We start from the raw sequence: 4,500 nt of genomic DNA, 5'->3' as shown, positions 1-4,500 counted from the left end.
CGTCGGGGGCGGCGGCGAGGCGGGCGGCCGGGCGTCCGGCCCGCCCGAGGCAGGCGGGAACGGGGGACGCTGCGCGGTGCCGGGCGACGCGGGCGGCGTGGTGGGCACGGCCGGTGCGCCGGGAACGGCCGGTGCGCCGTCCGGAACCGGAGGCGCCCCGGGTACTCCGTACGACGGCGAACCGGGCACTCCGGTCACGACCTGCGCCGGAGAACCGGGTGTTCCGGGCGCCCCGGGTACTCCGTACGACGGCGAACCGGGTACCCCGGTCACAACCTGCGCCGGAGAGCCGGGTGTTCCGGGCGCCCCGGGAACACCGTACGGCGGAGCGCCGGGCGCCCCGGGGACTCCGTACGAAGGAGAACCGGGCGCCCCGGGGACTCCGTACGAAGGAGAACCCGGCGCCCCGGGGACGCCGTAGGGACCGGTACCCGGTGCCCCGGGCACTCCGTAGGGGCCGGGGCCAGGCGTTCCGGGGACGCCGTAGGCACCGGGCGCGGGGACCGGCGGCACTCCGGGGGCTCCCGGTGCTCCCGGGACGCCGTACGGGCCCGTCGGCGACGCGTACCCGCCCGGGTGCTGCGCGGTCGGCCACCCCGGCCCGCCCGTGCCGCCGTCACCCGGCAGACCGGGCGCTCCCGGCCCGCCCGGGTCCGGCGCGCCGCCCTGCGGGATCGCCGGCCCCGGATACACGGGACCACCCCCGGGCAGCTGCGGCGGGTCCTGCGGTACGCCCGGCAGGCGCTGGGTGAGGATGTCGTTCACCGTGCGCAGGGCCAGCTGCTTCGGGCCCTCCAGCTCCCAGTTCTCCGCGCCCTCGCCGCCCAGCAGCTGCTTCACCAGCTCCATCTGGGACTGGATCATGCGGAGCTGGTCCTCCCGCATGCTGTTCATGACGGTGGCCGAGTCCTCCGGGTGCTGGGCCAGGTGCAGCGCCCAGGCGTGCACACCGCCCTGTTGGAGGTGCCACGCGTAGAACCTGGCCTTCTCCGCCTCCAGTTGCTGGAGCTGCATCTGCTGCTCACCCGCCAGCAGCGCCTGCGCGTGCTGCATGCGCTGCTGCTGGAGGATCAGTTCCTGCTGCTGAGCGCCGTACTGCATGGCCCGCTCGATCTGGAGCGCGTCGCTCTGCCGGCCCCGCCGGTCGACCTCGACGTCGATCTCCATGCCCCGCTGCGCCGCCAGGATCTGCTCGCTGGCGGACTGGCTGATGGCCCGCATGCGCCGCTGGTGCTCGATGTCCTCCTCGTCGCGCCGCAGCCGGAGCGTCCAGGTGACCTGGAGCCCGGCCGGGGCCCCGAGCGGGCCCAGCAGGTTCATCCGCTCCAGCAGTTCCACCTCGGCGGCCGCGCTCTCGGCGATGGGGAACCGGCGCGTCACCGGCCGGGCCGCCTGCTGGAGTTCGCTGCGCACCAGACCGGGTACGTCCCGGTGACCGCTGGCCACGAACCGGGCCGGGTCGATGACCTGCCAGGAGATGTCGACCGCGGCGACGAACTCGAACGCGTCGTTGTCGCTGGGCAGGGCGAGGTCGCAGGTGTACGGGTGCACGCCCATGTCCACCTCGTACACGGCCGTGTAGTGGTTCGCGAGGACCTCGGCGCGGGTCGGCCGCCGGGGCGGCAGATAGGGCTCGTAGCCGCCCCTGGCGGTGGAGAAGACCAGGGCGTGGTCGATACGGACGTACGACTTGAGGTTGAAGTCGAAGCGCGACAGCTGCCGCACGGTGAGGACCGGGTCGACGATCTGGGTGTGCCGGTCGGCCTGCTGCTGCCAATCGGGCTGGCGGAAGGTGGGCATGGGGCGTGTCTCCTCGGACGTACCACCCGGCGTGCGCGGGGCGTTCTGACGTGGGTCAGCGGGTCGGAAGCGTGGTGAGCAGGCGGGCCGCCACCGGGGGCGGGGGGTTGCCGTCCTCGCCGGGCATGGTGCGCAGCAGATGGCTCAGCCGCTGGTGTTCGGCGGGCGTGGTGACGAGCGTCGGGAGCAGGGCGGCCAGCGCCCATTCGGTGGCGGTGGCGCGGTCGGCGATCAGGATCCAGTCGCGCAGGACGTCGAGCGCGTGCCGGGTGGCGCGCGGGTCGGCCAGGGCGGCACGCCAGAGGTGGGGGATGCCGCGGGCCGCGGTGTCGCCCCCGGGAACCGCGCGGGCGTACCAGGCGAGGACCAGCGGAGTGCCGTACCGCGCGTCGTCCTCCTTACGGCGGCAGGCGTTGACGAATCCGGCGAGCGCGAGGTCGTGCACGGCGCGGTCGCGGTCGAGGTGCTCGCGCAGCTCCGCGAGCACCTGGTCGCTGGCGGGGGAGAGCAGCAACAGCTCCACGGCCTCGGCGAGTTCGCCGGCCATCGCCTCGTCGAGGTCGTCGGGTTTGTCGTCGTAGAGCCGTCGTACCGCGCCGCGCAGGGCGGCCATGGCCTCCGCGGGGCGTTCCGGGCCGATCAGTCCGTACGAGCGCACGGCCACCCAGCGCAGCCGGGCGTCGTCGCCCTCGCACCAGGCGTCGAGGATGCGCGGGATGTTGGGCGTGCCGATGAGGTGGGCGAAGGTCAGCGAGTTGACCGCGACCAGCCGTTGGCGGAACCGCTGCGAGGTCGCCCACGGCTCGATGACCAGTGCCATCGCGGAGGGCAGGTCGGTACGGGCCAGGATCGCGACGGTGGACGCGGCGCGGGTGCGCACCAGTGGACGGCCGTCGTCGGCGAGCTGTCGCAGCCACTTGATGAGGGCGGGCCGGGCGGACGGGTGGCCGGTCCACAGCTCGCGCAGCAGCACCAGCGAGGCCCGTTCGTCGCGGAACCTGGCCTTCTGCTGGAGGACCAGTCCCCATTCGGTGTGTTCGTCGTCCTCGAACCGCTCCGCGCGGGCCAGCCGCAGCCGTTTGCCGATATGGGTGCCGAAGACGGGGACCTCGGGGACCCGGGCGGGGTTCTCGGTCTCCTGGAGGAAGCGGTACAGCAGGTCGCTGAGTTCGGCGGTGAGGGCGTACGGGCCGCCGTCGAACGCGGCCAGCGCGACCAGGAACGCCTTGTCGCGCAGATGGACCGCGCTCTCGTCCTCCTCGAACCACTCCTGGACCTGGTGTTCCAGGGAGAGCAGCGAGAACTGGGAGACATCGTCCTCGGTCACGCTCCCGGCCGCGTGGCCGGTCAGCAACTGGGCGAAGGCGGCCACCTCGCGCAGCTGGTGGCCACGTTCCAGGAACTCCGTCACGGCCGGCAGGTCGAGGAGTTTGGCGGTGGCCTGCGGGTCGGGGCCGGCGTCCAGGTGCGCGCGGAGCACGTCGGCCGCGACGGGCGGCCGCCACTCCACGGCGGGCACGTCCTCCAGGACGGCGGTGGGGCCGACGGTGACGACCAGATAGGCGTTCCGCTCGGCGAGCCGGTCCTTCGCGGCGAGCAGGTGCGGTTCGCGCAGCGGGCGGTCGCGGCGGGTGGCGAGGTCGCACAGGACGTAGCCGCGGGCCTGCTCCTCGGTGGCGAACTGCTCGGCGAGGGAGCTCGGTCCGGTGTCGCTCACCAGGGCGCGGACGGGGGCGGCGGCGAGCCGGCGCAGCAGCATCAGGGCGGCCGTGCGGCGGCCGGTGAAGCGGGCGCCGGACAGGACGAGCACCCGGTCGCGGCGCAGGCGTTCGAGCAGGTCGGCCATGACCTCCTCGTCGGCGGCGAAGGTGGCGGCCAGGCGGTCGAGCGTGGTCCGCGGGATCTCGCCGGAGGCGGAGGCGGGCGCGGAGTATCCGGCTATCGCGTAGTGGATCTCCGTCTTGGTGCCCATGATCACGTCGCCGGTGACCCGGCCGCCGCTGACGCCGTGCTGGTTCCCGCCGACCAGGCCCCCGCCGAACGACGGCGAGCCGCCGTTGAAGTTCATGGTCCGGGGGCTGTGGTCGATCAGGTCGCGCCGGGCCGACCAGGCGGTCTGCGGCTGCTCGCGCTCCTCGGCGGCGGGCGCGGCGGCCGCCGGGGCGGCCTGCTGGGCCTCGTCGGCGGCCGGCTCGGCGGGCTTCGGTTCCGGGGCGGCGGCCGCGCCGCCGGCGGAGGCCGTCGTGGGTCTGGGGCTGTCGGGTTCGGGCCGGCCGTTCATGCGCCTTCTCCCCGCTGGTGGTCGCGGTCGCGCTCGTGACCGAGCTCGTGGCCGCCTAGGTGTACGTCGCCGGTGACCTGGCCGCCGCTGACGCCGTGCTGGTCACCGGCGACCAGGCTGCCGCCGAAGGACGGCGAGCCGCCGTTGAAGTTGAAGACGGCGCCCGGCGCCGGGGCTCCCCGTGTTCCGTCCGGCGCCGGGCGCTCCTTGCGGGTGCCCTGCGCGGGGACCCGTTCCTCGGGGGTGCCCTGAGTGGGGACCCGTTCCTCGGGGGTGTCCTGCGCGCGGACCCGTTCCTCGGGAGTCCCCCGGGTGGGGACCCGTTCCTCGGGGGTGCCCTGCGCGGGGACCCGGTCCTGGGGTGTGCCCTGGGCGGGGACGCGCTCCTCGGGCGGGCCCTGGGCGGTGACGTGCGGCGC

2 protein-coding genes and 1 pseudogene are annotated in these 4,500 nt (G+C 74.8%); all 3 read right to left on the bottom strand.

The genetic code is table 11. The features are described 5' to 3' along the window. Positions 1-1,800: hypothetical protein (locus tag FNH09_RS46935; RefSeq protein ID WP_156110864.1), on the bottom strand; the 1,800-nt coding region annotated here is incomplete at its 3' end. Positions 1,801-1,855: 55 nt separating this feature from the next. Further along, on the bottom strand, positions 1,856-4,081 hold the full coding sequence (locus FNH09_RS44800; protein ID WP_152895617.1) for a hypothetical protein: 2,226 nt from the start codon (positions 4,079-4,081) through the stop codon (positions 1,856-1,858). Then, positions 4,078-4,500, bottom strand: a pseudogene (locus tag FNH09_RS47410) (hypothetical protein); the annotation flags it as partial. The gene FNH09_RS44800 and the pseudogene FNH09_RS47410, both read right to left, overlap by 4 nt.

Source organism: Streptomyces adustus, from assembly GCF_009377175.1.
Lineage (GTDB): Bacteria > Actinomycetota > Actinomycetes > Streptomycetales > Streptomycetaceae > Streptomyces > Streptomyces adustus.
The sequence above is the reverse complement of the archived record's forward strand: the minus strand, read 5'-3'. Positions and strand labels throughout refer to the sequence as shown.

Excerpts from the sequence above, each read along its gene's own strand:
- FNH09_RS44800 (WP_152895617.1), bottom strand. The coding sequence starts at position 4,081 with ATGAACGGCCGGCCCGAACCCGACAGCCCCAGACCCACGACGGCCTCC.